This window comes from Virgibacillus tibetensis, assembly GCF_036026595.1.
Classification (GTDB): domain Bacteria; phylum Bacillota; class Bacilli; order Bacillales; family Amphibacillaceae; genus Virgibacillus_P; species Virgibacillus_P tibetensis.
Window position 1 is genome coordinate 30940 of record NZ_JARZFX010000009.1, and the last position, 25390, is coordinate 56329.

General features: G+C 36.6%; 31 protein-coding genes. 11 read left to right on the forward strand and 20 right to left on the reverse strand.

The genetic code is table 11. The features are described 5' to 3' along the window. Positions 1-595: 595 nt before the first annotated feature. Positions 596-1657 (reverse strand): M20/M25/M40 family metallo-hydrolase, encoded by a 1062-nt coding sequence (locus QGM71_RS15435; protein ID WP_327608459.1) that lies wholly within the window; start codon positions 1655-1657, stop codon positions 596-598. A gap of 144 nt (positions 1658-1801) precedes the next feature. Here QGM71_RS15435 and QGM71_RS15440 point away from each other — a divergent pair, with 144 nt between their 5' ends. Together QGM71_RS15440 and QGM71_RS15445 are read left to right on the forward strand one after the other, a co-directional pair. Then, positions 1802-2365, forward strand: a complete 564-nt coding sequence (locus QGM71_RS15440; RefSeq protein WP_327608460.1) for a thioredoxin family protein — start codon at positions 1802-1804, stop codon at positions 2363-2365. 88 nt (positions 2366-2453) lie between these two features. Next, positions 2454-3458, forward strand: a complete 1005-nt coding sequence (locus QGM71_RS15445) for a potassium channel family protein (RefSeq protein WP_327608461.1) — start codon at positions 2454-2456, stop codon at positions 3456-3458. Here the strand turns inward: QGM71_RS15445 and QGM71_RS15450 are convergent. Next, positions 3438-3851 (reverse strand): YugN family protein, encoded by a 414-nt coding sequence (locus QGM71_RS15450; RefSeq protein WP_327608462.1) that lies wholly within the window; start codon positions 3849-3851, stop codon positions 3438-3440. The genes QGM71_RS15445 and QGM71_RS15450 overlap by 21 nt on opposite strands. A 115-nt stretch (positions 3852-3966) precedes the next feature. On the opposite strand from QGM71_RS15450, the gene yugI reads away from it, so the two are divergent. Then, complete coding sequence (yugI, locus tag QGM71_RS15455) at positions 3967-4353, forward strand: S1 domain-containing post-transcriptional regulator GSP13 (protein WP_327608463.1); 387 nt, start codon at positions 3967-3969, stop codon at positions 4351-4353. 58 nt (positions 4354-4411) lie between these two features. Here yugI and QGM71_RS15460 read toward each other — a convergent pair whose 3' ends face one another. Then, positions 4412-4654 (reverse strand): DUF378 domain-containing protein, encoded by a 243-nt coding sequence (locus QGM71_RS15460; RefSeq protein WP_327608464.1) that lies wholly within the window; start codon positions 4652-4654, stop codon positions 4412-4414. 139 nt (positions 4655-4793) lie between these two features. On the opposite strand from QGM71_RS15460, the gene QGM71_RS15465 reads away from it, so the two are divergent. Beyond that, entirely contained in the window at positions 4794-6140 is a 1347-nt protein-coding gene (locus tag QGM71_RS15465) for a glucose-6-phosphate isomerase (protein WP_327608465.1), read from the forward strand. A gap of 258 nt (positions 6141-6398) precedes the next feature. On the opposite strand, the gene QGM71_RS15470 is transcribed toward QGM71_RS15465, so the two are convergent. Both QGM71_RS15470 and QGM71_RS15475 read right to left on the reverse strand, forming a co-directional pair. Beyond that, positions 6399-7970, reverse strand: coding sequence for a hypothetical protein (locus QGM71_RS15470; protein WP_327608466.1), 1572 nt, complete (start codon positions 7968-7970; stop codon positions 6399-6401). Then, the gene (locus QGM71_RS15475; protein ID WP_327608467.1) at positions 7963-8514 is read right to left on the reverse strand and encodes an RNA polymerase sigma factor; all 552 of its coding nucleotides are present in this window, start codon (positions 8512-8514) and stop codon (positions 7963-7965) included. Before QGM71_RS15475 ends, QGM71_RS15470 begins: the two co-directional genes overlap by 8 nt. A gap of 304 nt (positions 8515-8818) precedes the next feature. Between QGM71_RS15475 and QGM71_RS15480 the strand changes: the two genes are divergently transcribed. Then, positions 8819-9988: a MalY/PatB family protein gene (locus QGM71_RS15480; protein WP_327608468.1), complete on the forward strand. Its 1170-nt coding sequence runs from the start codon at positions 8819-8821 to the stop codon at positions 9986-9988. Between the two features lie 56 nt (positions 9989-10044). Here QGM71_RS15480 and QGM71_RS15485 read toward each other — a convergent pair whose 3' ends face one another. Beyond that, positions 10045-10617, reverse strand: a complete 573-nt coding sequence (locus tag QGM71_RS15485; RefSeq protein ID WP_327608469.1) for a superoxide dismutase family protein — start codon at positions 10615-10617, stop codon at positions 10045-10047. A 101-nt stretch (positions 10618-10718) separates the two neighbouring features. Further along, complete coding sequence (locus tag QGM71_RS15490) at positions 10719-10916, reverse strand: hypothetical protein (protein ID WP_327608470.1); 198 nt, start codon at positions 10914-10916, stop codon at positions 10719-10721. Positions 10917-11036: 120 nt separating this feature from the next. Between QGM71_RS15490 and kapB the strand changes: the two genes are divergently transcribed. After that, entirely contained in the window at positions 11037-11426 is a 390-nt protein-coding gene (gene kapB / locus QGM71_RS15495) for a sporulation phosphorelay system protein KapB (protein ID WP_327608471.1), read from the forward strand. Between the two features lie 42 nt (positions 11427-11468). Here kapB and QGM71_RS15500 read toward each other — a convergent pair whose 3' ends face one another. Beyond that, entirely contained in the window at positions 11469-11732 is a 264-nt protein-coding gene (locus tag QGM71_RS15500) for a phosphocarrier protein HPr (RefSeq protein ID WP_327608472.1), read from the reverse strand. 224 nt (positions 11733-11956) lie between these two features. Here QGM71_RS15500 and deoD point away from each other — a divergent pair, with 224 nt between their 5' ends. Then, positions 11957-12664: a purine-nucleoside phosphorylase gene (deoD, locus tag QGM71_RS15505; RefSeq protein ID WP_327608473.1), complete on the forward strand. Its 708-nt coding sequence runs from the start codon at positions 11957-11959 to the stop codon at positions 12662-12664. A 172-nt stretch (positions 12665-12836) separates the two neighbouring features. Next, the gene (locus tag QGM71_RS15510) at positions 12837-13310 is read left to right on the forward strand and encodes a divergent PAP2 family protein (protein ID WP_327608474.1); all 474 of its coding nucleotides are present in this window, start codon (positions 12837-12839) and stop codon (positions 13308-13310) included. 51 nt (positions 13311-13361) lie between these two features. Here QGM71_RS15510 and QGM71_RS15515 read toward each other — a convergent pair whose 3' ends face one another. From QGM71_RS15515 to QGM71_RS15525, 3 genes are all read right to left on the reverse strand, one after another. After that, complete coding sequence (locus tag QGM71_RS15515) at positions 13362-14051, reverse strand: 3D domain-containing protein (protein WP_327608475.1); 690 nt, start codon at positions 14049-14051, stop codon at positions 13362-13364. A 60-nt stretch (positions 14052-14111) separates the two neighbouring features. Then, positions 14112-14423: a YuiB family protein gene (locus QGM71_RS15520; protein WP_327608476.1), complete on the reverse strand. Its 312-nt coding sequence runs from the start codon at positions 14421-14423 to the stop codon at positions 14112-14114. 180 nt (positions 14424-14603) lie between these two features. Beyond that, positions 14604-15821 carry an NAD(P)/FAD-dependent oxidoreductase gene (locus QGM71_RS15525; protein WP_327608477.1) on the reverse strand — a complete coding sequence of 406 codons (1218 nt, stop codon included), beginning with the start codon at positions 15819-15821 and terminating at the stop codon, positions 14604-14606. A gap of 376 nt (positions 15822-16197) precedes the next feature. Here QGM71_RS15525 and QGM71_RS15530 point away from each other — a divergent pair, with 376 nt between their 5' ends. Next, positions 16198-17181 (forward strand): NAD(P)/FAD-dependent oxidoreductase, encoded by a 984-nt coding sequence (locus QGM71_RS15530; protein ID WP_327608478.1) that lies wholly within the window; start codon positions 16198-16200, stop codon positions 17179-17181. 512 nt (positions 17182-17693) lie between these two features. Here the strand turns inward: QGM71_RS15530 and QGM71_RS15535 are convergent. The 4 genes from QGM71_RS15535 to QGM71_RS15550 form a co-directional block, all read right to left on the reverse strand. Then, complete coding sequence (locus QGM71_RS15535; protein ID WP_327608479.1) at positions 17694-18401, reverse strand: Crp/Fnr family transcriptional regulator; 708 nt, start codon at positions 18399-18401, stop codon at positions 17694-17696. Positions 18402-18512: 111 nt separating this feature from the next. Beyond that, positions 18513-18869 carry a HesB/IscA family protein gene (locus tag QGM71_RS15540; RefSeq protein WP_327608480.1) on the reverse strand — a complete coding sequence of 119 codons (357 nt, stop codon included), beginning with the start codon at positions 18867-18869 and terminating at the stop codon, positions 18513-18515. Positions 18870-18947: 78 nt separating this feature from the next. After that, entirely contained in the window at positions 18948-19790 is an 843-nt protein-coding gene (dapF, locus tag QGM71_RS15545) for a diaminopimelate epimerase (RefSeq protein WP_327608567.1), read from the reverse strand. Positions 19791-19829: 39 nt separating this feature from the next. Then, entirely contained in the window at positions 19830-20159 is a 330-nt protein-coding gene (locus QGM71_RS15550; protein ID WP_327608481.1) for a YuzD family protein, read from the reverse strand. 135 nt (positions 20160-20294) lie between these two features. Between QGM71_RS15550 and QGM71_RS15555 the strand changes: the two genes are divergently transcribed. Then, a complete protein-coding gene (locus QGM71_RS15555) occupies positions 20295-20540 on the forward strand; it encodes a NifU family protein (RefSeq protein ID WP_240508043.1) in 246 nt (81 codons plus the stop codon). Positions 20541-20785: 245 nt separating this feature from the next. On the opposite strand, the gene QGM71_RS15560 is transcribed toward QGM71_RS15555, so the two are convergent. Both QGM71_RS15560 and QGM71_RS15565 read right to left on the reverse strand, forming a co-directional pair. Beyond that, positions 20786-21748: a 2-hydroxyacid dehydrogenase gene (locus tag QGM71_RS15560; RefSeq protein WP_327608482.1), complete on the reverse strand. Its 963-nt coding sequence runs from the start codon at positions 21746-21748 to the stop codon at positions 20786-20788. A gap of 24 nt (positions 21749-21772) precedes the next feature. Next, the gene (locus QGM71_RS15565) at positions 21773-22747 is read right to left on the reverse strand and encodes a protein kinase family protein (RefSeq protein ID WP_327608483.1); all 975 of its coding nucleotides are present in this window, start codon (positions 22745-22747) and stop codon (positions 21773-21775) included. A gap of 90 nt (positions 22748-22837) precedes the next feature. Between QGM71_RS15565 and QGM71_RS15570 the strand changes: the two genes are divergently transcribed. Further along, the gene (locus tag QGM71_RS15570; RefSeq protein ID WP_327608484.1) at positions 22838-23350 is read left to right on the forward strand and encodes a phosphatidylglycerophosphatase A family protein; all 513 of its coding nucleotides are present in this window, start codon (positions 22838-22840) and stop codon (positions 23348-23350) included. 53 nt (positions 23351-23403) lie between these two features. Here the strand turns inward: QGM71_RS15570 and QGM71_RS15575 are convergent, their stop codons facing one another. The 3 genes from QGM71_RS15575 to QGM71_RS15585 are packed head-to-tail and all read right to left on the reverse strand — an operon-like array spanning position 23404 to position 25310. After that, positions 23404-24174, reverse strand: coding sequence for a TIGR01457 family HAD-type hydrolase (locus tag QGM71_RS15575; RefSeq protein WP_327608485.1), 771 nt, complete (start codon positions 24172-24174; stop codon positions 23404-23406). Positions 24175-24222: 48 nt separating this feature from the next. Beyond that, complete coding sequence (locus tag QGM71_RS15580) at positions 24223-24858, reverse strand: helix-turn-helix transcriptional regulator (RefSeq protein ID WP_327608486.1); 636 nt, start codon at positions 24856-24858, stop codon at positions 24223-24225. Between the two features lie 11 nt (positions 24859-24869). After that, positions 24870-25310 carry a DUF86 domain-containing protein gene (locus tag QGM71_RS15585; RefSeq protein WP_327608487.1) on the reverse strand — a complete coding sequence of 147 codons (441 nt, stop codon included), beginning with the start codon at positions 25308-25310 and terminating at the stop codon, positions 24870-24872. Positions 25311-25390 lie beyond the last annotated feature (80 nt).

Here is a 25390-nt window from a genome sequence, read left to right on the forward strand (position 1 = left end):
AGTTGTCAGTGGTGCTTTGGTATAATCTTAGTTGTTGAGTGTAAGTATAATGGATATCTGAAAGGAATTATGTCGAAATACGTCAGTTTAAATCTGAATTTTCAAAATTGATAGAATGGTATTATCTTTTCTTCTTTTAATACATAGGTTATAGACCCGTTTATTTAAAAAAACGTACCAAATTATAAGTAAAACCTTTGCAAGTAGTGCAATCAACGTTTCTTCCATCAAATCACTTGTAGGTTAACTAGTCTAAAAAATGATTAATTATTCCTATTTTAAATAGAAGTTAAGTCCCACATTTTCTAGCTTGAGGAAAACATAGGTCTCCAGAACCTTGTTTTATCACAAATTATAGTTCTTTTATCCCTGTTTTTGTTATAAGATATAATACTAACAGTGTCTAAATACCTGATTTTTGAAAAAATGCAATCTTTTTGAAACACTACAGTTATTCCAATCCTGATCGACAGAACTGGACGTAGTTCAACTTTAAGTGACAAATAAAATGGTAACTAAAAAAAATCAACAATCCAATTATATTAGGATTGTTGATTTTTTTGCAGCCCTGTTAGTGGTTAACCTACAATAATTTCTAGTCTTCCAGAGGGTTCAAGTTTTCTTCTCCTGTCATCTCTGCAATCATCGTTACCAATAGCTCAATCTCTTCATCTATATCTTTTAGACTTGCTGTTTCTACAGGTGAATGCATATAACGCAATGGCAACGATACTAAGGATACAGGAACACCTTTACCTGTTAAGCGCATTATATCAGCATCTGTTCCAGTCATTCTAGGAGTTAATTCATATTGAACATTCATATTTAATTTCTTAGCAGTGTTTTCCAGTAGTTTGTTTATTTTACTATTAATTGGTGCCCCTTTTGCCAGAACGGGACCCTGTTCAAGACGTACGTCTCCGTGCTTATTTCGATTAACACCTGGATAATCTGTAGCAAATGTAACATCACACGCAATTGCCATTGTCGGCTCTATCCCAGCAGCAGCAAAGTATGCTCCCCCCATGTTTGTTTCTTCGTTTACAGTACTCGCCGCATATACACCAACGGAACAATCCTTTTTCGCTAGACGCTTCAGCACTTCTGCAACAATAAACGAACCAGTACGATTATCCAGACCGCGACCTGCAATATAACGCTCTGCTAATATTTCCGGTTCAGTTTTGTAGACTGCTAAATCTCCTATTTGCACCTCACCCTCCGCTTCTCCCTTTGTTTTATATCCACAGTCGATAAATAGATCTTCCAAACCGAAGTCGTTTTTCAATCCCCCATGATGCTGAGCGTTGACCCCGATAACACCAGTTACCGTCTTATTCTTATTGCCTAAAACTGTTACTTTCATGCCAACTGCGGCCTTTGGATTAATTCCACCCATTTTTTCAAAATGTAAAAAACCATCCTCATCAATACGATTAATGATAAGCGCGATTTCATCACAGTGACCAGCTAATAATATCTTAAAGGAAGCTTGTGGGTTAAGGACTCCAATTGCATTTCCGGCATGATCTGTTCTAATTTCATCAGCAAATTCTTTTACATAATTAATCCATTTCTTTTGGATTTCCACTTCATTACTTGACGGGGAAGCTGTATGTAATAGTTCTAATAGAAATTCCTGATTCGCTTTTTCCATGATTATTTCCTCCTCGAGATAAAAAATAATACTTTTATTCCTCTACAATCATAGCAAATATTCAAACTAAGAGCACTTTTGTTTACGTATCAGATTATTATAGATAAACTGATACGTAACTTTTAGTAAAGGAGCGTTTATGTTATGGAACTTAATAAATGGTACGAGAAAGCAATGTCACCTGATGAATATATTGAGGCAATGGAAAAGCATAAAGCAAATTTGCTTCACATTTATGACCATTTCAATTTACCTGATGACCAATCCTTCTTTGAGGATGTAAAAGTAAAAGACTTGCGGGTTTTAGTTTTAACAGAAGACTGGTGTGGCGATGCAATGTTAAACATACCAATTCTGCTTCGTATGTCAGAAGCGGCTAATATGAATGTACGTGTCCTTCTTAGAGATCAAAATTTAGATCTTATGGATCAATACCTGACAAACGGCAAATCTCGTTCTATCCCCATCTTCATATTTATAGATAAGGAAGGTAACGAAGTAACTAAATGGGGACCACGTGCTGAGAAGATCCAGCAATTCGTAGACGATTCACGTAAGGAACTGCCATCTCAGGATGCTGAGGATTATAAAGAAAAATTTAATGAAATGCTACTATTCATGACAAAATCATTCCGTGACAATACTGATTTTTGGGATGAGGTTTATGCAAACATTAAACAAACGGTAATTAACGGAGTTAAAGGCTGACAATTGTGTCAGCCTTTTTTTGTATATTAATCGAAGTCCTTTGTCTATACTAGTGACAAAAACGTTCTTAAGGATTAAAGGTGAATATATGAGTATTAGAATTTTTAAGCAGATTTATTTTCGTCTACCAGTGATACTAAAGTTACTAATAACCATTCTCATGTTAATGTTGTTATTTGGAATGGTAATTCACTTTGTTGAACCACAACAATTCCCCACTATTTTCGATGGCATATGGTGGGCGTTTGTTACAGCTGCTACAGTTGGCTATGGCGACTATGTCCCCTTATCTGTTGCTGGTAAACTCATAGCTATCCTCTTAATTTTAACAGGCGGCGGCTTAATAGCTTTTTATATTACCTCCTTATCAGCTGCTACAATACAGCATGAAAGAGATTTAGAAGGTGGCAGGCTTGCCTTTAAAGGGAGTAACCACCTCATATTAGTTGGCTGGAACGAGCGTACAAGGCAGCTGATAAAAATTATAACTAAAACAACACCGGACCTCAGAATTGTTCTCATTGACCGAACCTTGCAGCATGTTGCTTTTCAAAACTACCCTGTGCACTTTATACAGGGAGATGCAACAGAAGACGAGACTTTAGTCAAAGCTAATGTAGAATTAGCAGAACGTGTGCTTATTACTGCTGACATTTCAAAAAGGGAGCGCCAGGCTGATAACTATACAATTCTAACAACTGTTGCCATTAGAGGTAACAACAAGGAAATACCCATTGTTGCAGAAGTTTTATCTAAAGTACAAATTGAAAATGCTCTACGGGCTGGTGCTACTACCATTATTCGTTCGAATGATTTTATGAGTGCCTTATTTTATCATGAGCTTTCACATATAAAAGCTGCTACACCATTTGAGGATATTTTGCAGATCTTGAACAGTCAGCAATTTCACCACTCCAAGTTACCAGAGGACCTGGACAATAAACCGTTTATATATATTTCAAAGCTACATTCTAAAAAGCAACATCTTTTACTGGGGCTCATTCGAAATAAAACCTATCATTTAAATCCTCCAGCTGAATTTTTAGTAAAAGAAGGCGATATTCTGCTGTCTTTAGTCAATTGGCAAAATTAAGGATTCTATTTTCTGGACTAACTCTTTTCCGATGGCAATATACTCATCAGGAACATCGGCATCCGGATCAATTGGTGTTTGGAACTGATTAATTAAACTTCCAGCTGTTCCAGGCATCGGCCCTTCCACGTCATTTTCTCCTTGATACTGATGAGCTAATAAGAATGGCTTTTCAAGACGAACAGTAACGCCAGGATAGTCCAGAGAACCGGCTACGGCATAGAATGGAATCCGCAGATAGTAGTAAATGCCTTTATCGTCTATTTTTAAATCAAAGTGCCCGTTATCGTAATCCCAATTTGAACCTATAACGAATCCTTCCGGTTTTAATAATTCTTCTAATACGTATAACGAGTATATTTTCTGTTCTATTTTTGAATCCAATGGAACCATCAAAATCTTCCTTTCGACATCTTTTATGATTTATACTTTGCTTGTAACTAAAATTTATGCTAAAATTATATATTGTGTAAAAAGAATCGAATAATGGATATAGGAGTTGTTCAGCATGACAAGCAATTTTGAGACTGGTCAAATTTTAGAAGGTAAAGTTACAGGAATACAACCATACGGAGCATTCGTAGCTCTAAATGAAGAATTACAGGGATTAGTTCATATCTCAGAAGTAACACATGGTTATGTAAAAGATATTAATGATCATTTAACAGTTGGAGACGAGGTTAAAGTAAAAGTCTTAAACGTAGATGAAAACAAGAATAAAGTGTCCCTATCTATTCGTGCTACAGAAGAAGCTCCTAAGAAACCTGCTAAAGCACAAAGAAGCAAACCAGTACAACAGCAGGATGCAGATACTTCTGGTTTTAACACCTTAAAGGATAAACTGGAAGAGTGGATTCACCAATCAGAAGAGCGTGAAGGAACATTTAAAAAATAATAAAATGGAAAAAGGCAAAACCCAAATATAATTTGAGTTTGCCTTATTTTTTTATCTATTATCCATCTACTCTCCCTGGCTCTCTTTTGTCTGCAAATGCTTCATCTGTTCTAAACAATAAAGGAAGCAATACTAATCCACTAATCCCTACTAATGTATAGATAATTCGAGCAAATGCAGCACTTTGTTCACCTGCGCCGAAAATGGCCGCTACTAAATCAAACTGAAATAAACCAATTAGTCCCCAATTTATTGCACCAATAATCGTTATCGCTAAAGCAGTTCGTTGTAATCCATTCATTGAAAATCCTCCCTTATCTATATTTCTTATATAGTTTTAACTATTTTTTAAAAAGTATTCAGCTCATTCTTGATTTAAAAACTTTTCTTGGTTAAAGTGAATTGTGTATATCGTTGTAGATTATCAAAGGAGGATACTAATGACACATATTTCTTTTAGGTACGATAGGGCATTACCATTTATCAACAAACGGGAATTACATAACCTCGACGAATTTATACAATCAGCCCACCATGCACTACATAATCGAATGGGTGCTGGTAATGAATTTTTGGGATGGCTTAATTTACCAGATACCTTTGATAAAGAAGAATTTTCTCGCATTAAGTCAAGCGCTGAACAAATTAAACAGGATTCCGATGTGTTACTTGTTATTGGCATTGGCGGATCTTATCTTGGTGCACGCGCTGCCCTTGAAATGCTAAACCACTCATTTCAAAACCTTCTGTCTAAAGAAGAAAGGAAAGTTCCCCAAATAATTTTTGTAGGTCATCATATGAGCTCTACTTACATAAGTGAACTGTTTGATGTCCTCCAAAATAAAGATGTTTCAATCAATATTATTTCAAAAAGTGGGACAACTACTGAACCAGCGATTGCCTTTCGTATCTTCAAAGCATATTTAGAAGATAAATATGGTACAGAAGAAGCAAAAAAGCGAATCTATGCTACAACTGACAAGGAAAAAGGTGCTTTAAAATCAGTCGCAGAGCAAGATGGTTATGAAACATTTGTGATTCCTGACGATGTTGGTGGTAGGTTTTCTGTGCTAACCGCAGTTGGTCTATTACCAATCGCCGTAAGTGGAATTTCTATTGACGAAATGATGCAAGGTGCGAAAGATGCAATGAATGACTTGGCTAAGCCATCTATAGAAAATAATCCAGCATACCAATATGCTGCTGCCCGAAATGTTTTATATAATAAAGGAAAAACAACCGAGATGCTGGTGAATTATGAACCACATCTGCAATATTTCTCTGAATGGTGGAAGCAATTATTTGGTGAGAGTGAAGGAAAGGATCAGAAAGGTATTTTCCCAGCATCAGCTAACTTCTCTACTGACCTTCATTCATTAGGACAATACATCCAAGATGGGCGTCGCGATCTATTTGAAACTGTATTACATGTAAAGAAAGCTAAAAAAGAAATGATCGTAGAAGCTGAAGCAGATAATTCAGATGGATTAAATTACTTAGCTGGTAAAAGTCTGCACGAAATAAATGATAAAGCCTACCAGGGTACGATGCTCGCACATACTGACGGTGGAGTACCTAATTTAGTTATTGAAATCCCACAGCTGGATGCATATACTTTTGGTTATATGGTATATTTTTTTGAAAAAGCATGTGCCATAAGCGGTTATCTTCTTGGAGTAAATCCATTTGATCAGCCAGGTGTAGAAGCCTATAAAGTAAATATGTTCGCATTACTGGGCAAGGCTGGATTTGAAAAGGAAAAGGAAGAATTAGAGAAGCGATTATAATAGGAAACGAGGTTGGGATAAAAGAGGAATTATTCAGGAAAATCCGAATATTAACGCCTGAGCAAATGTACCGCTTCGGCAATATACTTCGCTTTTTCGTGGGCACGGCTTCAGCTAACTGTGTGAAGAAGAGCACTTCACACAGTTAGCTGAAGCTCGTGCTGTTCCCACAGGAGTCTGCGTATTTTGCCTACGCTAAGTTCCGGTTGTTCGGATTCTCATTCTTCCCATTTAGTTATGTCCCAGCCTCGCTTTAGTTTACTCTTCTATTTTTTTGTTCAGCACTTTCCACTTACCATTCTCTTTCATCAGTTGAATATGACCTGCAACTTCCAATCCTCTCTTAGAGACAAAGATAAAATTAATCAGATCGTCACCTTGTTGCTCGCTCACAATAAATTTTGTCTCATCAATTATATCAAGCCATTCTTCTTCCTGCTTTGGGGTTAATAACTCCTTGTTTTCTGCATGCATTGCTGCATATGTCTCCACATGGCTCAGCTCAAATGCTCGCAGATAAATTAACAGCGCCTCTTTAGGAAGGAGAGACTCTATTTGCTTTTCTTCCATATTAACTACATACTCTGAGTACAAATCATGGTGTTCATTTTTATGTTTAACCAAGTCCAGATTAATGAGATCTTCATAATCCGCGTCTGCAAAACGCTCATCAAATAAAATAGTAAGCGTGTCATGGTACTCAAAACGGTCCACATCTATTGCTCCACCATTCTCATCAAAAGATTCTAAAACATGGTACACAATACCACTAAAGCGAGAACCCTCAAGCTCTTCCAATAAGTTTTTCAATTGTAGTTGTGCATTCTCATCGTTCTGATGTCTATCCGATGATAAATTGATTGCACCTTGCAGATAATCCCTTAAATACCCACTTAAAATATAAATCATATTTGCTTCTATAAGCAATTCCCGCTCTTCTGGATAATCATCATAAATACGCTCTATTTCTAATAGCACCTTGCCAAAGTCTTTCCAGTGCGTTTCAAATTTGTTTAAAACCCCAGGATGGTGTACATCAACAGATGTTTTTAACAAATCGAGATATTGTTTTAATCCTTTATAATTATTCAAATTCTCTAGATTAGCTGATAACCATTCATAATCAATTTGAATCTCCAGTTTATTGCTCCTATCCGTACTACGCTCTAGACGATACCCCTGTTCATGGAGCATATCCAGAAATGCCGCCAACTGAGATGGACCTTCGTAGTCTTGTTCACTATGCTGCGAGGTTATCATCTCTTCCTGCATAGATTCATTTATTTTATTCTCATGCTGCAGATCTGAAAAGTAGTTTTGAAAAGACCTTCTGATATTTACTCTCTTTTTCAAAAGCTTAGTTAATTCATCTGTATCAGGTAGCTTATGACTATTAATTTCATCCAGTAGTTGTTTTGGAGTGGAAAACAGAAAATCAATTTCTTCCTTTATTTGGGCTAAATCTTCATTATTCCTGACAGAAGCCGAATCCTCAAGAATGATCTCCGCTTGATTGATTTCATGAAACGATTCCAAACTCTCGATAGCAAGCGATTCACGAAACTCCTCCTTAGCCTTTAAATAATACATTTTTAAATAGGTTGTATTATCGTCTCCTGATTCAGAATCATTCAGATACGGAAGTGAAATCATAACAAACAATAGCAATCCAGTAACTACTGCAAAACCTGGTATCATTCTACCCCAATTAAATTTACGCTTAGTACGATAAACCTTCTCCATAATCCGTTGCTTATCAACATATTCCGGAACCTTCTCATAATCGTCCTTCATTTCATGCAATAATTTATCCAATTTATTATCATCCATTAACATAAACCTCCTTTCTTTCATATTGATCATATAATTCTCTTAATTGTTTTTTTCCTTGGTGGATTCTTGTTTTTACAAGCGATAATTTAATTTTTAATATTACTGCAATCTCTTCATAAGATTTATCATGAAAGTAGAAAAGAATCAGTGGCGTTTTATGCTTCATTTTTAACTTCTGTAAACATTCATGAAGTATTACGTGTTCTTCTTTCACAAATAGCAATGTTTCTTTATGAATTTCCAATTGTGATTTTTTTGCCTTATTCAATAAGTTAATATCTCTTTTTCTTTTTCGATAATAATCTCTCGTAACATTTAATGTTATTTGATAAATCCAAGTTGAAAGTTTCCCCGTATGAAACTGATTAAGATTACGATGGATTTTAATAAATGTTTCTTGTACGACATCTGAAATATTTTCCTGATTCATCCCGAATTGAAAGGAGAATTTTTCAATAATTGGCTTGTATTTCTCAACCAACAGTTCAAATGCTTCTTCATTATTTAATTTTGCCAGCCTTATCATTTCCTCTTCTTCCAATGTGCTCTTCCCCCCTCGCCATATACCTTATATATTAAACGCAACTTTCCATACAAAAAGTTTTATGGAGATAAAAAAATTTAAATAAGTATGTTTATATTTATTTGTACGGGGTATAACTATAACTGTAAGACTTTCTCGTATTCCCCCTGTAAGCAAAGCGTTTAACGCTTTGCTTTTTTTTATGTAAGTTCTTGTCGCATAGTTTCTTGCAATTTATATAAACCTCGTTTGGTTTGCATGAATTTATCCAGATGTTTGTTATAATAGCATAATAGTAATCAAGATAATCAGGAGGAATAGTATGAGTTCATTTAACGTTTTACATGATAGAAAAAATACAAGGTCCGTGAAATGGGACATGCTTCAGCCTGTTTTCCAAACGGATGATGTTTTGCCAATGTGGGTAGCTGATATGGATTTCAAAGCACCTGAAGCAGTTAATGATGCATTAATTAAGCGCGCGGAACATGGAATCTTTGGGTATACTGTCATAGATAAAGATGTGAAGAATTCAATTATTAACTGGATTGAACGACGACATAAATGGACAATTAACGAAGAATGGTTGTCTTTTAGCCCTGGTGTTGTCACTAGCTTACATATGGCAATACAGGCGTTTACGAATCCTAATGATAAAGTATTAATACAAACGCCCGTTTACACCCCATTTTACAACGTTATCAAAGATCATAACAGAGAAGTTGTCCGAAATCCGCTCTTGTACAAAGATAATTACTATCATATTGATTTTGAAGACTTTGAAGATAAATTAAAACTAGGAGTAAAAGCATTCATCCTTTGCTCCCCCCATAATCCAGTTGGCAGGGTGTGGACAAAAGAAGAACTAGAAAAAATAGGCCGTCTTTGTCTGAAATATAATGTATTAATTATTTCTGATGAAATTCATTGTGATCTTGTTTTCTCTGATCATCATCATATTCCTATAGCATCCTTGTCTGAGGATATATCCGATCAAACGCTCACACTGATGTCGCCTTCTAAGACCTTTAACCTGGCAGGGTTACAAGCTTCTTATGTGATTACACAAAACAAGGAAAAAAGAGCAGAATTGAATAAGCATTTTAATAAACAAGGTATGAACATGCTCAATACAATGGGGAACACAGCACTTGAGGCTGCCTACTTGCATGGCGATGAATGGTTGGATGAACTATTGCAGGTGCTTGAAGAAAACCAGAAATTTGTAATTGAAAGGCTTGAAAGCCAAACAAATGAGCTTAAAGTTATTCGTGCAGAAGGTACTTATTTACTGTGGATTGATTGTAGTAAATTAAATATGGATAAAAAAACACTGAAAAAATTTATGATTGAAGAGGCTAAGGTAGGACTTAATACAGGTGTTGATTATGGTGAAGAAGGCGGAACCTTCATGCGTATGAACATAGCATGTCCTTTAGCTACTGTAGAAGAAGGGGTAAAGCGGATTGTTGAAGCAGTAAAAAATAGATAGAACAGCATAATAAAATCACCATCTGCTTAATAAAGATGGTGATTTTATAATGGGCTCTAGTCTTCTTGATCTTCATTAAATTGGGTGGGGTCTGTTGGAGATTCAGTTGCTTCGGTGGCGTCGTCTGCTATGATTTCTCCACAAATAATTCGGATGCCAGAATCTCCAGCTGGCTGGCTGACACCATCATCCTGGTTTTCATGAATTATTAACGATGTTCCTCCACCTTCTAATATAGAGTTTTTCCCATCTAACAGGGTTGCTTCTGCGAGCATTAATTCAGCGTCTACTAGTCCATCTCCATCAGCTTCCACATTTGGCAAATCTCCCAAGTGGGCACCTTCTGGATGCATAAGTCCATGTTCATCACCTTGAGGATTAAAGTGATTACCTGCACTTATAAAATCCGGGACTTTACATTCTGGATATTCATGGATGTGAATCCCATGAAATCCTGGTGTTAGGCCCTCAACCTTTAATTTAATTTGAATTCCATCCTCTTGTTCTGTCAAGGTTGCTGTACCGACCATGTCTCCTGAAGCGTTATACATCTCTATTGTTTTGGAGCTATTTCCACCAGTTTGACAGGATACTAAGAAAAGAATAAACAGTAAGAAAATAAAGCGCATGTAACTTTCTCCTTTGAAGTACATTTCTAACTAGTATCTACATTTTCACAAAGGATAAACATGCACAAAAAAATCTCCTGGTTGGTTAGGAGATTTTTTTCTTATAACTTTTTTCCTTTTGGTGATTCAGAACTACCATTTAAGCTTTGTTTATATTTTTCATTAAAAGCTTGTTCATCTCTTTTTGATTTCTTGTAAATAAGGTACATTGCAATACCTGCAAGAATCATGAAGATCGCTAAAGCTATAAAAGCCGGTATATATTCTGATTTATCTTCTGGGAAATAAAGAAATTCCATCACTTTAACTCACGTCCTTCTTGCTCCATTATAGCAAACTTTGAATGTGTACTAAACTATCCCAACTAAATGTTCGCTAAACTGTTACATTTTTGGCACAATGGTATGGGAGGGATAGAAATGGCTGAAGTAAAAATCGGTGAAATTGTTCGTGCACACTATAATTCTGGAACATATATTGGAGAAGTAAAAGAGGATAAAGGTGACCGTTATTTGATTGAGGTATTAGCAGTTCATAAACACCCACTACAAGGGGATTTGCATAATCCCGGCCAAATTTCCGGTGTTTTTTTTCATGAAAGAAAAGCATTAGCCCATCATGAAAAAATGAACGTAAAAAAACCTGCTGTGCATTCTTATGATGGAGATATTGCATCCTATGGCGAAAGCTTAAAAATAGCTGTAAATCTTTATAAAGAAAAGTTGGCTTCAGAAGAGACAGAATTCAATAAAATGGCATTACAAAGCTTAATAAATTTAGAAAAATCGACTTATGAAAAGGTTTACTAATAGAGAAAATAAAAGCTGGAGAGAATACTCCAGCTTTTATTATTATTCACCAAGATGTTCTTTAATTAATTCTTCTACACCTTTTAGTGCATCCTCTTCATCGTTTCCGGAAGTAGATATTTTAATCTCGGCTCCCTTTGGAATACCAAGGGACATTACCCCCATAATAGACTTGAGATTAACTGATTTTCCATTATAAGAAACTTCAATCTCAGATTCATATTGCCCTGCTTTATTTACTAATAACGTAGCTGGACGTGCGTGAACTCCTGTATCCGCTGTAATTGTAAATGTTTGTTCTTTCATACTGCTTCACCCTTCCAACAATTTTCTTCCTATGTACTAGTATTTAGTACATCATCTGTTACTATTCAAATCAATTGAACCAATCTATATTATATACAATAATAGCTTTTTTTGAAACAAAAAAGGCTGAATCATTTATTATTCACCTAGTGATATTTGTTTTTCGTTAACCGTTGTGATACCGTTATTTTGTAACTACACCTTTTAAATTAGGAGGAACAATTATGAGTGTACATATTGGCGCTGAAAAAGGGGAAATTTCTGATAAAATCTTACTTCCCGGTGATCCGTTACGGGCAAAATATATTGCAGATACATTCTTTGAAGATGTAAAACAGTACAATGACGTACGTGGCATGTACGGTTATACAGGAACATACAAAGGGGAAAGAATTTCTGTGCAAGGGACTGGGATGGGAGTACCTTCCATTTCTATTTATGTTAACGAATTAATAAAAAGCTATGATGTAAAGAAATTAATTCGTGTAGGAACTTGTGGAGCTATTCAAAAGGACGTAAAAGTGCGTGATGTGATCCTTGCACAAGGCGCAACTACAGACTCCCAAATGAACCGCCTCATATTTAAAGGCATAGACTATGCCCCCATAGCTGATTTCGATTTACTGAAAAATGCGTATGATGTCGGGATAGAAAAAGGAATGAATCTTCGCGTGGGTAATGTGTTTACAAGTGATACTTTCTACCGGGATAATGCCAATGAGGTTAATGAATTACTGGCAAAGTATAAAGTATTGGCAATTGAAATGGAAACTACAGCCTTATACACGCTGGCTGCAAAATACGGTTGCCAGGCTTTATCCGTACTAACTGTTTCTGACCACATATTAACAGGTGAAGAAACCTCTTCTGAAGAACGTCAAACGACGTTTAATGAAATGATGGAAATTGCTTTAGAAGCAGCAATTAAATAGACAGAGGAACAGAAAAAGCAGCTTTTAAGTAAAGGGCTGCTTTTCTAGTAGACTTTTCCATAAACATTTATTCAGTTATACTCCTTACAACATGCGTTTATATCGTCAATATGCTAAAATAACACCAACAACGTTAGTTTTAATTTTTCAGCAGGAAGGATGTTTACCGTTTATGGAAGTGTTATCAATTTTTCCATTATGGGCTGCATTAACAGCAATAGTTTTTGCTCAGGTAGTTAAAATACCAATAAAGCTTTTTGTTACCAGAGAATTTAATCCCGGATTAGCATTCAGTACTGGTGGTATGCCGAGCAGTCACTCTGCAGCAGTAGCAGCTCTAACAACTGGTGTGGGGATCGTAGATGGGGTAACATCAACCATGTTTGCAATATCATGTGTATTTAGTATTATCATTATGTTTGACGCTACTGGAGTTCGAAGACAAGCGGGTGAACAAGCGGTAGTGCTAAATCAATTGATTAAAGACTTTCAGCTATTCGTAGATGGTGCAAAGGACTGGAATAAAAAAGAAGAGTATGAAAAGCGCCAGGAGTTAAAAGAACTTTTAGGGCACCAGCCAATTGAAGTGTTTTTTGGTGGATTATCTGGTGTAGGTATTGCTTTCTTGTTGTTTCAACTTTATTAATAGATCCAACTATAATAAGACTTCCTTATTGGAAGTCTTATTATAGTATTCTCAGTTTTCTGTTAGTTGTTGTCTAAATACTTGTAACGCATCATTTTCATTCAAATTTAAGAGATGTTCTTCTGTTAAATTTCCATCTCCAAGTTCTACAATAAAGATATCCAGTTCCTTTTTACCCCATTGTGAATATACATCTTCCACCGAATGGTAGTATAGATCTATTTTATTACCATTAATTGCACTGCCTTTATCAGCAACTACACCATAGCCGTAGTCTGGAATGTACATTATTGTTCCGATTGGATAGACGGTCAAGTCCGCAGCTATAGTAGAATATAAGTCTCTTTTAACTTTAACGCCAGAATAAGTAATTCCATATTGAGGATGACTGGGCGTTTTCCCTGTAGACTCGACACCTGCCGTATACCCTGTTGCTACAACAGTAGTGCTCGGATACTGATCAAAATTAACTGCCTCCTCCAACGTTTTTGGAGCCTTAATTTCATCACTTGAGATGTACCTTTTGTCCGCTTTAACTGTGTTTAATGATTTCTCTTTTAAACCTATTTGTCTATTCTCAGAAGTACTCTGGATTTCATCTGAATGACCTTGTATCTCCTGCTCCATCCATACATTCATGTCTGCTAAAGTTACATTCGAAACTGCTGTTACTGTTGTATAAAATGCTCCTAAAAACAACAGAGTCATACCTGTTCGTCTGATAATTTTTTTGATTCTCATGAATAACACCTCTCTGGATGTCATCATTTCCAATCTGGTAAAAATTTATTCATTTTATTTTTAAAACATACGATATCCACTATTACGCAGTATTTTAATTACGATCCCTGAAACAATTGTCCCCGCAAATCCTGCTGACAGAATTATAATATCAACCGGGGTCATGCTTACTAACCGCTCACCTGCTATAGATATAGCCTCGCCTGGATTGGTGAAGTATTCTATTGTTGATATATTATCTACTATCATCACTACAATCAGTGGGTAAATAAATGCCATTAGCCACGTTCTTCTTAACAGCATATTCAATATAAATGCTAGACCAAAAAATATAACAAAATATAATATAATAGAAACAACTAATTGTATCACGTTGTATCTCCCTTCACTTTCTCTATCTCTTATACAGAGTCCATTTTATATGAAAACAGCAAAAAAGTACAAGTGCATGTTTAGAAACCAATCCGTAAATACTATTTAAGCATCTCTTTTTCTTCACAGAGGAAAAAAGCAAAAGCAATTTGTTTGCCTTCGCTTTTCCAAGTCGTTTTTCTAATAAAATATATTAAACTTACCTTTTTTAAGGAGTAATCCTACTCCACCCAATTTAAGCAAGTAACGATTATCTATAATTTTCTTCATTACAGTTGCTTTCCAACCGAATATTTTTTGGTTATTCAATACAACACCAATTGCATCATCATGACCTAAAGAAGCTACAGTACCAAGAATTTTCGGTTCAAATTCTTCAGCTTCTCCACCACTTACTAATGCTTTAACATTATGCGCTACTACATCTGATTGTTGGATTGCAATCTGCGCTGTAGGAGGATAAGGTCGTCCATTTTCAGGATTCATAATTAGTGCACAATCACCAATTACAAATACATTATCAAAGTCTGGTGTACGCATGTCCTTGCGCACTTCCACTTTCCCGCGATTTGTTTCAAATCCTGATTTTTCAACAATAGAGTTAGCACGTACTCCAGCAGCCCAAACGGTTGTAAGTGTTGGCACCTGTGTTAATTCGCCGTCTTTTTCATACGTAATACTCTCTGGCGTGCATTCTTTTAACATAGCATTAGTTACAAATTCAACTCCCCGTGATTCTAAGGAATTTAATGCATACTCAACTAATTCTGGATCAAAACCTGGTAAGACAGTCGGAGAACCTTCAACATTAATGATGCGTACCAAGTTTTTATCAATATCAAATTCCTCACATAATTCTGGTATGCGATTTGCAAGCTCGCCAAGGAATTCTATTCCAGTAAAGCCACCGCCACCAACCACAATATTCAAGCGCGCTTGTTTTTTTTCTTTTTCATTATTATACAAAGCAAAATTATACTCAATATGCTCCCTAATTAAACGGGCACTATTTATGCTTCCAATTGTAAATGCATGCTCTTCTAATCCTGGGATACCAAATGTTGCTGCTTCGAATCCTAACCCAATTACCAGTACGTCATATTCAAGATCCCTGTTCTCTAACTTAACCTTCTTAATTTCAGGTTTAATAGACACTACTTTATCTTGAATGAAGTTTACCTTACTCATATTGATAACATCTTTTATTGGAATACGGGTCCGATCATGATGCAATGTGCCAGCTGCGTTTTCGTGCAACCAGGTTGTTTGATAGTGGTAATCATTCATGTTAACAAGGGTTATATTGGCTTCATTCACACCTAATGACTTCTGTAACTTCACAGTTGTCATCATCCCACCATATCCTGCCCCCAGAATTACTATATTAGGATTTTTCATTGTTATCACTTCCATCTGTAAATTTCTAAATCTAGTTATCTTGTAATATACGTTTGTGACGCTTTTCACCTAAATTTCATGAGAAAAACTCGGCATATCAAACGCCAAGCACTGTTGCAAAAATTAAGTGTAATCAAATTCTCTATAAATATAATAGAATTATAATATTTTTGAAATATAAACGTAATATCTCACCAAGAATAATAGTAGCCCTTTTACCTGTATTTTTCAACCCTAAATTAAATTTTTATAACAATTTATAATTACATAGTCTTATTATTACTATATGTCCTATGTGCGATAATACACAATACATATTATTTTATGATATTATAGGAATGGCGTACAATTACGTAGAGAAATGGGGGGATTTTCCATGTCAGAAGAAATATTTGACGTAACCATAATCGGAGCAGGTCCGGCTGGTCTATTCACTGCATTCTATGGGGGGATGCGTCAGGCAAGCGTTAAAATAATTGAAAGTTTACCACACACTGGTGGGCAATTAACTGCCCTATATCCAGAGAAGTATATATATGATATAGCAGGTTTTCCAAAGGTAAGTGCTCAGGAACTAATCAATAACCTAGAAGAACAGGCTAGTATATTCGACCCTACTATTGTTTTGGAGCAATCAATTGAGGAAATAGAACGGTTAGAAGACGGATCTTTTAAACTTATTTCTAATAAAGAAACTCATTATACAAAAACAATCATTATTACAGCAGGTAATGGTGCGTTCCAACCCCGGCGTTTGGGTGTTGGCTCCTGTGACCAGTTTGAGGGTATTAATCTTCATTACCACGTAAAAGATATGAATAAGTACAAGGATCAGAACGTGGTGCTGTTAGGCGGAGGTGACTCCGCAGTTGATTGGGCTTTAATGTTAGAGCCTATTGCTAAAAAAGTAACATTAGTACATCGACGTGATAAGTTTAGAGCACATGAACACAGTGTCGAAAAGTTAATGGCTTCAAATGTTGATGTTTTAACTCCTTACGCACCGATAGACATTATTACAAGTGATAAGATTGATAAGGTGATCTTAGAGGAAATAAAGGGGGATAAAACTGTTGAATTGGAGGTTGACTCAGTTCTCTGTAACTATGGGTTTGTTTCCACTCTAGGACCGATTAAAAACTGGGGATTAGAAATAGAAAAAAATAGTATTGTCGTTAACTCTAAGATGGAAACAAATATACCTGGTATATATGCAGCAGGTGATATCTGTACGTATGATGGAAAAGTTAAATTAATTGCAACAGGATTTGGAGAAGGACCAACTGCAATAAATAACGCCAAACAATATATAGATCCCAAAGCCCGCATCCAACCCAAACACTCAACAAGCATGTTTTAAGGAAGAAAGTGGAGCGGGCTTGTTTAGAGACGAAAAGCATAGTCAAGAGACTGTAGAGCATTGCTCTTTATGCTCGAAGTGTCTATTGACTATGTCTCGAGTCTCTAGCCCGTGGAACTAGACAAGAAAAGCACAGGCGACTGTTCAGGGGCAGACGAATAAGCAAGGAACCGTGGAACGCATGGGTTAGCGTTCAAGTGTTCATTGCTTATGCCGGTAGCCACTAGGAGCCGGAGCTAGACAGGGAAGAAAAGCACAGGCGACTGTTCAGGGGCGGACGAATAAGCAAGGAACCGTAGAACGCAGGGGTTAGCGTTCAAGTGTTCCTTGCTTATGCCGGAAGCCACTAGGAGCCGGAGCTAGACAAGGAAGAAAGTGGAGCGGGCTTGTTTAGAGACGAAAAGCATAGTCAAGAGAAGGTAGAGCATTGCTTTTTATGCTCGAAATGTCTCTTGACTTTGTCTCGAATAGAAAAGAACCTAGGACAACAGAGCTTTCGTTGTCCCAGGTTTTTATATACCTGCTGAGATAGTTGTTAGAGATTCTTTATCAAGGATCTTTATGGATCGATGGCCTTTTTGCTCTATCCACCCATTTGTTTGGAAGTTTGACAACCTTCTGCTTATCGTTTCCTGAGTTGTACCTAAATAAGAAGCAAGATCTTTCTTACTCATAGGAAGTACTATCTCCATAGAATCTTTTTTTGCGGCTAAATCAATCAAGTAAGCTGCAGTTCTCGTTTCTACATCTTTTGCACTCAACTGTCCAACTAATTTTTCTGTTTGATCTAATCTGTTACTGATCTGCTCTAAAACCTTTACTGCAATCGTTGGATAGTCCTTCATGAGCAGCTGCATATCACTACGATGAATGGCGCAGATTTCCGTGTTTTCAATTGCTTCTGCATAGCTATCCACTACTTTTTCAGTAAAAAGCGCCAATTCCCCCATGAACTCCCCGGTTTCTAATATCCGCAACAATTGCTCCTTTCCGTTTTCGAATAGCTGGTAGATTTTCACTCGACCTTGATGCACAATATATAAGTAATCAAGGGTATCTCCTTCATGGTGAATAACCTCACCTTTTTTAAAGTTAATATGCCTGCTCATTTTTACTATCTGTACCATCTCATTAGTTTCAAGGTGGTTAAAAAAAGGAACCTTCGAAACACATAGTTGTTTACTGTCCACTGATTGATTGTGACTACATGATTGGCTCATCATCTTCCCCCTATAGCTACTTTTAATTCGTGAGGCTATGCAAAGTAAAATAAAGGATGTCATTTTAACCAAAAAACTGGAACGCCTTTATAGCGTCCCAGCTCATTTAAATTAACAATCCCCTGGTACACCTTCCCGATCTTTTGCCTTGAAAGATGAACCACACCCACATGACACAATTGCATTCGGATTCTCAATACTAAACCCGCCACCCATCATGTTTTGTTTAAAATCAATTGTAGTACCTTCTATGATAGGTATATCCTGGTCAAAAAAGACAACAGGTATTCCATTAATCTCATCAACTGTATCTAACTCTTTATTTATATCGTACTCAAATCCAAGGGAATAAGAAAGACCGCTGCAACCGCCACCCTTTATTCCAAATCGTAGACGTGCGTCTGATGATTCATCTGCCATCATTTCCTTAATTTGTTCTCTGGCATTATCTGTAATCGTAATAACCATCTCATGGACCCTCCTCTTTTTCATGAATCGGTCTATACCTGCACTATAGTAATAGTATACAAACTGTGATCTCACTATTCAACTATTTGAATTAAACTTATACATACCCGAAGCAATAACCTCTGCCCCGCCAGTCATCCATACATGACCATTTTCATCCCATTTTATTATGAGATCGCCACCCTGCAAGTGAACGACAACTTCTTCATTTCTTTTTACATAGTTGTTCAAAACGGAAGCAACTACTGCTGCACACGCACCCGTACCACATGCCTGCGTGATTCCCGAGCCTCGTTCCCAGACACGAAAGTTCAACTCATTTTCTGTTACCTTTTCAATAAATTCTACGTTAACCCCATGTGGAAAACGGCGATCTTTTTCAATGGCTGGACCTAGCTCATATAAGGGTGCTTTAGTAATATCATCTACAAAAAAAACAGCATGTGGATTACCCATGGATACAGCTGTTACCTGGAGAAGTTCGTCACCAACTTGAAACGGCTCATCTACAACCTGGGCATCGTCCCCACCCATCATCGGCACATCCGCCCTTCGTAACGCTGGTTTGCCCATATCTACCTTTATTTCATTTACTACACCCTGTTCTTGTACAACACTTGCTTCCACAATATTAGCTTTGGTCTCAATTCGAAAGATTTCTTTATCTATGATCCCATTTTCATAAGCGTATTTTGCAGTACAGCGCAAACCATTTCCACAACTCTGTCCTTCAGAACCGTCCTTGTTAAAAATCCGCATGCCAAGATCAGCCTTATTACTTGGATGAATTAATATTAATCCATCTGATCCAATACCCGTATTCACATTAGAAACTTCTATTGCAATATCTGGGAGCATCTCCTCTTCCAGATTAAATTTAAACAAATCAATGTAAATATAATTATTACCTAACCCATGCATTTTAGTAAATGGTATTTCCACATGAATTCCCCCTATAACTTATGATTGTAATACAACTCCATGCTTATCTAATTCATTATAAATTGTTTTTAAACGAGGAATTCCTTCTGCTACCATCTCGTCATTAACAAATACGATTGGATAAAACAAATCTTCTTCCACCATGCGTTCAATAAAAAGTCTATGTTTCTCCTCCTTTGCTGGCTGATTTATATCAACATATTCATAGTTGATCGGTTCGTCATCATATTTCCTTCCAATTGCTGCCTGTAACCACTCATACGTATCTTTTGACCCTGGTGCCCCAACACAACTCGCACAAATTTGCTCTGCCCCATATATTGTAATCTGAACTTTTTTTGCTTCCAAAGTAAATCCTCCCTCTCTATAGTTACTTTTAGTTTACAAAATCTTTGATTAAAGATAAAATATAAATGATCGGTAATAGTAAAAATAAGTTTTTCAGATAGATTTTTTTTCATTTTCGTTTTATAATAGGGGTATATGGAAAGGAGAAGATGGATTATGCAAGAGCAAGTACAAGAAGTGTTAAACAAATTGCGTCCATTCTTACTGCGTGATGGTGGAGATGTGGAGTTAATAGATGTTGATGATGAAGGCATTGTGCTTCTTCGTCTCATGGGAGCATGTGGAAACTGCCCAAGTTCTACTATTACATTAAAAGCCGGTATTGAACGTGCCTTAATGGCAGAAGTTCCTGGAGTAAGAGAGATTGAACAAGTATTTTAAACAAATGAAATACAAATAGAGTGAGGCAGACAGCTACTAAAGCGTGTCTGCTTTTTTTGGTTCTCCCTCCAGGTCTTCGCACGTTACTGTTCCTATAGGAAGCTGAAGCGTTGTTGCCGCAAAGAAAACACTGTAAAGCGAACGAAGTTAAGCTGAACAGATGCTGCACTTGAGCCGGAGTGGTGAAAGCGACTGCCTAAGCGATAAGCAACATTGATACTGTATAGCGAAAAGAGTCTTAGTTTTTAAACAGGCGTTTTAGGTCCATCCCCATAGAAATAACCAGCGAGGTTTTCTAAACACAACTGTAGCATCGCTGTCCTGGTTTCTATACTTGCTGATCCGATATGCGGGAAACAGACTGCATTGGTTAGGTTCATAAGTGGGTGATCCCCCCGAATTGGTTCTTCTGTATATACATCCAACCCTGCAGCTTTTATTTCTTTTGTCTGTAATGCTTCCAATAAATCGTCTTCATCTACTGTTCCCCCACGAGAGGCATTGATGAAAATTGCTGAAGACTTCATTTTCCCAAATGCTTCTCGATTAAATATTTTTCTGGTGCTGTCAGTTAATGGTACCATAGACACAACAAAGTCTGCTTCTTTTAACAACTGGTCGAAAGAAGTATATTTAGCCTGCAATTCCTTTTCCGCTTCAATTTTCCTTGATCGGTTATGATATAAGACGGACATCCCAAACCCTTTTGCTCGTCTTGCTACGGCTTCTCCAATTCTACCCATTCCTACAATTCCAATTGTTTTATGATGAATATCAGAGCCTGCCAGTAAATAAGGTGACCAATGTTCCCAACGATCACTTCGTATGTAATCAGCTGCCTCCACAATTCGTCTAGCAGTTGCCAGCATTAAAGTAAAGGTTAAATCAGCAGTTGTTTCTGTCAGTACGTCCGGTGTGTTTGTAACAACTACTCCTCGATCATTCGCTGAATCAATAGTGATATTATCATAGCCAACAGCCATATTTGCAATAATTTTTAATTGCGGTGCTGCTTCCAGTAGATCCTTGTCGACTTTTTCGGTCAACAAACAGAGAAGTCCATCTACTTCCTTAAGTTCCTGTATTAAAACCCTTCTCGGTACTGGCTCATTCTCCTTTTCCCACATACGAAATTCAAATTTGGTTTCGTACGGAACAATAATTTCTTTAGGTATTTTCCTGGAAATATAAATAAGTGGTTTTGTCATATTCCGGCACCCCTTAACTATCTATTATAACCAGTGTAACACAGGTATACGGTGTGATTCACGGTCGACACCTGCATGCTCAAAGAAATTACGTAATTTTCCCTCATAGTGTGTTTGTTTCTCTAGTAACTCCTGTAATCTGATATAGGATACTTCCAAATCTGGGTTTGCAAACCCATTGTCAATCTGATCAAACAGGTGAATAGGGAAAACTAATCTTGCATATAATAGACGCCAGCTGAAAACTGACAGAGGCCTTACGGATTGATAAGAGTTCATAAATGATACCACTGCATCGTGATTTTCACGCGTTAACATCATAAAACGGATATACTCAGCTATATCTCTGGCTGGGTGGTCATATACTAAATCATGCGTCCATATAACAGGCTTTTCTAGATTTGTAGTATATCTCTTAAAGGCAATAGTTCCTTGATCCGTTCCGTCATATCTAGTATCCCTTTCACTTTCCTGTATATATTGAATCGCATTTTCACTAATACCAATAAGATAAGGCAGGGTATCCATCACTAGCCGATAATAGTCGGAGGGATTCTCCCTTGCCTCCTCTACTATTTTATTTTCAAAAGCAGTCAGCTTATCAATCCACAATTGCTTCCATTGTCCATAACTTGATATTGCCTGAGGTTCAAAATTATATAACGTTCCTATTTGGTGAAAGTCAGCCAGTAACTTTCCATTAGTATCCTCATTAACTTGCTTTACTTGTTGCACTTGTATAACCATGTAATTATTTCCTTCATAAATAGTAAACCATTCATTATTTATATTACGAATTGGAATAGCCATTTGGGGGTAGCCTTTTTCTACCAAGTAATAAGCAAGTGCTGCCTGTTCCATGTAAATAATTTCCTTGTTCTCCATAAGAATGATAAAATACAAATATCCGTCATATTTATAACCATCTCTACCATTTACGACCAGCTCTTTCCCATCATGTATAGCATAATATGTAGCGAGCATCGTCTTCAATGCCATTATTATCTCTCCCCATTTTTCTTTTAGTAGTAGTATATGAATAAACTGGGATTTCTTAACCAGAAATTTAATTAGGAAAAGGTGATTCAAGTGGATGAAAATACAAATCAAAGTGAATTAGAGATCAAAGCAAGACAATGGTTAACAGAGAGAGGTGTCACGTTAGATGACATTGCTGAGCTTGTATATTATTTACAGTCAAAATATCATGATGACTTAAGCATGGAAGACTGTCTTCATAATGTCGATCGTGTGCTAACAAAAAGAGAGGTTCAGAATGCTGTTCTAACGGGGATACAGCTAGATGTACTAGCAGAAAAGAAGATGCTGGAACAACCATTGCAAAAAACAATTGATTTAGATGAAAGCCTGTATGGCGTGGATGAAATTATCGCTCTTTCTATCGTTAATGTATATGGATCAATCGGATTCACTAATTACGGCTACATTGATAAGCAAAAACCAGGAATCCTTAAGCGTTTAAACGATAAATCAACAGGTGAGTGCCATACATTTTTAGATGATATCGTCGGGGCAATAGCAGCTGCAGCTTCAAGCAGACTTGCGCATGCAAGCGCAGATGACAAAATGATCGACGATTAATCCAGGTTATTTCATAAAAAAAGGAAGAGCAATAGCCCTTCCTTTTTTTATGGTTAAATCAGTTTGATCCAATCACTTAAGTTTTGAACATGATAGGTAGGCTTTATTTCAAGATTCGCTAATTCCTCATACGGGGTCACACCAGTAAAGACCATTAATGTGTCTAAATCCGCTCTTATTCCTGCAAGTATATCGGTATAATAATTGTCACCAACCATCAGTGTTTCTTGTTCAGGTGTTCCCAGTACCTCTAAGGCTTCTCTCATGATGATTGATTCGGGCTTTCCAATAAAAACAGGTGCCACTCCTGTACTTACAGTAATTACAGAGGTTAATGCGCCATTACCAGGTAAAAAGCCTCGTTCAGTTGGTATAGCTACATCACTATTCGTAGAGATAAACGCTGCTCCATTCCGAATTTCCAAACACGCTTTAGCCAGCTTCTCATAGGTTATCTCCCGGTCAATACCTATTACAACATAATCACAATTATCTTCAACAGTACGCAGCCCCTGCTGTTCCATGGCTGTATGTAAGCCCTCTTCTCCGATAACATAGCAACGTGCATCCCTTTTTTTACTTTTAATATAACTTGCGGTTGCCATACTCGTGGTAAAGACATGCTTTGGAGTAGATTGTATTCCCATGTCATTCAACTTTCTAGATACATCTTCTTGTGTTTTAGCAGAATTATTCGTTAAAAATAGATATGGGATCCGTTCATCAACTAAAGCATTTATAAAGTCGGCAGCCTCTTCTATTGGCTCAGTACCTCGGTACATTGTTCCATCTAAATCAATTAAATAGCCCTTATAATGTTTCACTGGCTTACAACACCTCGCTTTTTTGCTTGTAGAACAAAGGAAGATGATTTAATCATCTTCCTTTGGTTTTTTTATGGTCCATCTACAGTAGTTATGTCCTTTTGTAATACATGTATGAGAGATTACTTCACTTGAAGAAAACACTTCTTCAAATACCATCTTTTCATTACTGCATACTTGATTATAAGTAGAAGCGATATTAGAAATCGGACAATTAAAATGCTTCATTTCATAATGTCCATCCTCTGTTTTTTCAACTTCTACCATATAGCCTTTCTCATCCTGAATTCTAGCTACCTCTTCCACTTTCTCATCAAACGCTGTGGTATGAATTTCGTTATCGAAATAAGATTTCTCCCTTTGCATGCGTTTAGACAATAAGTCATTAACAGCTTGTGTCCCTTGCAACTCTTCAAGATCCTGAAGCAGTTCCAATGGTAGACTCTCATATTGGTTAGGGAATGTATCATGCCCTTTCTTTGTAAGCTCATATGTATGATACGGACGCCCGACCTTTTGTTTAATGGTATTCTTTTTTAAAAATCCTTGTTGCTCAAGTTCGTGAATGTGTTTCCTTACAGCTATTTCAGAAATTGAAAAATAAGCCATAATTTCAACAATGGTAACTTCACTTTCTTTCTTCAATATATTCAAGACTTTTTGTTTAGTAGTTTTTCTTTTCACCTGTATCACCTTCACGATTCGCCGGAAAATGCATTGGCAACTCCAAGTTCGTTATCCAGATACGCTCTAATTTGTGTACTGAATTTATCCAACATTGGCTTATTATTAAAAATAACTTCTTTTAATTTATCGTGGTCAACCGTTGTATATTCATTAACTACTTTTTTACGAAGTGTAATAATTGCTTTGTAACCAGCCTCTGCATCAGAAGGAATCACTTTCTCATCAATTAATATATCAATAATATCCTCGTAACTGCCAGGATCTCTCATAATAAAGCCATCAATCATCATATTTCCTACATCTAAAGTCGATTCGATCAACAGATGCACCATTCTTTCCAAACTTAACTTCTCTAAAAAAGAAGTGAATTTATGCTTATCTAACTCACTCAAAATTTCTTCCATATATAAAAGCGTTTGCTCAATTTTGCTTCGATCAACAAAATACATAAAGGATACCCCCAGTTACTTTTATGCTTCTATTATATCATATATAATGGGAGTAACTTGGCTTTTTAAACGATGTTAAT

What these genes read in the sequence shown, in the direction of transcription:
- QGM71_RS15435 (WP_327608459.1), bottom strand. Translation starts at nt 1,657, where the DNA reads ATGGAAAAAGCGAATCAGGAATTTCTATTAGAACTATTACATACAGCT.
- QGM71_RS15440 (WP_327608460.1), top strand. Translation starts at nt 1,802, where the DNA reads ATGGAACTTAATAAATGGTACGAGAAAGCAATGTCACCTGATGAATAT.
- QGM71_RS15445 (WP_327608461.1), top strand. Translation starts at nt 2,454, where the DNA reads ATGAGTATTAGAATTTTTAAGCAGATTTATTTTCGTCTACCAGTGATA.
- QGM71_RS15450 (WP_327608462.1), bottom strand. Translation starts at nt 3,851, where the DNA reads ATGGTTCCATTGGATTCAAAAATAGAACAGAAAATATACTCGTTATAC.
- yugI (WP_327608463.1), top strand. Translation starts at nt 3,967, where the DNA reads ATGACAAGCAATTTTGAGACTGGTCAAATTTTAGAAGGTAAAGTTACA.
- QGM71_RS15460 (WP_327608464.1), bottom strand. Translation starts at nt 4,654, where the DNA reads ATGAATGGATTACAACGAACTGCTTTAGCGATAACGATTATTGGTGCA.
- QGM71_RS15465 (WP_327608465.1), top strand. Translation starts at nt 4,794, where the DNA reads ATGACACATATTTCTTTTAGGTACGATAGGGCATTACCATTTATCAAC.
- QGM71_RS15470 (WP_327608466.1), bottom strand. Translation starts at nt 7,970, where the DNA reads ATGGATGATAATAAATTGGATAAATTATTGCATGAAATGAAGGACGAT.
- QGM71_RS15480 (WP_327608468.1), top strand. Translation starts at nt 8,819, where the DNA reads ATGAGTTCATTTAACGTTTTACATGATAGAAAAAATACAAGGTCCGTG.
- QGM71_RS15485 (WP_327608469.1), bottom strand. Translation starts at nt 10,617, where the DNA reads ATGCGCTTTATTTTCTTACTGTTTATTCTTTTCTTAGTATCCTGTCAA.
- QGM71_RS15490 (WP_327608470.1), bottom strand. Translation starts at nt 10,916, where the DNA reads ATGGAATTTCTTTATTTCCCAGAAGATAAATCAGAATATATACCGGCT.
- kapB (WP_327608471.1), top strand. Translation starts at nt 11,037, where the DNA reads ATGGCTGAAGTAAAAATCGGTGAAATTGTTCGTGCACACTATAATTCT.
- QGM71_RS15500 (WP_327608472.1), bottom strand. Translation starts at nt 11,732, where the DNA reads ATGAAAGAACAAACATTTACAATTACAGCGGATACAGGAGTTCACGCA.
- deoD (WP_327608473.1), top strand. Translation starts at nt 11,957, where the DNA reads ATGAGTGTACATATTGGCGCTGAAAAAGGGGAAATTTCTGATAAAATC.
- QGM71_RS15510 (WP_327608474.1), top strand. Translation starts at nt 12,837, where the DNA reads ATGGAAGTGTTATCAATTTTTCCATTATGGGCTGCATTAACAGCAATA.
- QGM71_RS15515 (WP_327608475.1), bottom strand. Translation starts at nt 14,051, where the DNA reads ATGAGAATCAAAAAAATTATCAGACGAACAGGTATGACTCTGTTGTTT.
- QGM71_RS15525 (WP_327608477.1), bottom strand. Translation starts at nt 15,821, where the DNA reads ATGAAAAATCCTAATATAGTAATTCTGGGGGCAGGATATGGTGGGATG.
- QGM71_RS15530 (WP_327608478.1), top strand. Translation starts at nt 16,198, where the DNA reads ATGTCAGAAGAAATATTTGACGTAACCATAATCGGAGCAGGTCCGGCT.
- QGM71_RS15535 (WP_327608479.1), bottom strand. Translation starts at nt 18,401, where the DNA reads ATGAGCCAATCATGTAGTCACAATCAATCAGTGGACAGTAAACAACTA.
- QGM71_RS15540 (WP_327608480.1), bottom strand. Translation starts at nt 18,869, where the DNA reads ATGGTTATTACGATTACAGATAATGCCAGAGAACAAATTAAGGAAATG.
- dapF (WP_327608567.1), bottom strand. Translation starts at nt 19,790, where the DNA reads ATGCATGGGTTAGGTAATAATTATATTTACATTGATTTGTTTAAATTT.
- QGM71_RS15555 (WP_240508043.1), top strand. Translation starts at nt 20,295, where the DNA reads ATGGAAAGGAGAAGATGGATTATGCAAGAGCAAGTACAAGAAGTGTTA.
- QGM71_RS15560 (WP_327608482.1), bottom strand. Translation starts at nt 21,748, where the DNA reads ATGACAAAACCACTTATTTATATTTCCAGGAAAATACCTAAAGAAATT.
- QGM71_RS15565 (WP_327608483.1), bottom strand. Translation starts at nt 22,747, where the DNA reads ATGGCATTGAAGACGATGCTCGCTACATATTATGCTATACATGATGGG.
- QGM71_RS15585 (WP_327608487.1), bottom strand. Translation starts at nt 25,310, where the DNA reads ATGTATTTTGTTGATCGAAGCAAAATTGAGCAAACGCTTTTATATATG.